General features: G+C 57.1%; 1 pseudogene. It reads right to left on the minus strand.

The features are described 5' to 3' along the window. Window positions 1–510, minus strand: a pseudogene (locus ACFO6W_RS26130) (hypothetical protein); the annotation flags it as partial.

Consider the following 510-nt stretch of genomic DNA (forward strand, 5'->3'; position numbering starts at 1 on the left):
TCGAAGGTATAGATCTTATTGTCGATTGTGTTCGTCGCCGAAGTGGTGAAGGGCCCGAACCTGGTCTTCTGAGCCATCTGGGCTCCTGCTACGATGGTCGGGTTAGTCACGTCTGTACCGGTCCAGTTATCAGGGATTATGCTGCCCTTCTGGCGGGGGTTGTACAGGTAGGCTTCCGTCAGGTCGAAGAGGACTTCGCCATTGGTGATATTGACCCGGGCCAGCATACGCGTCAGGTTGACGCTCAGCCCGCCGATGGGATTATAGCCTGATGTAACGGCCTGGTTGGTGATCTCGCCCCACATCGGGATGCCCGTCATGGTAGATGCGTCGAAAGCGGTACTCTGCTCCAGCAAAAGGCTGCTGATAACGCTCGCCTTGGTGGCTCCCGCAGAGATGGTTCCCAGCAGGGTTTCCACCTGTGTGCGGCAGTTGGCCAGCACGACAAGCGTCTGGTTGACGGCCAGTTCGGCCAGGATAACCTTAAAGGTATTATCGCCTGCCGTATGC

The sequence above is a fragment of the Dysgonomonas termitidis genome (assembly GCF_042654545.1).
Taxonomy (GTDB): domain Bacteria; phylum Bacteroidota; class Bacteroidia; order Bacteroidales; family Dysgonomonadaceae; genus Dysgonomonas; species Dysgonomonas termitidis.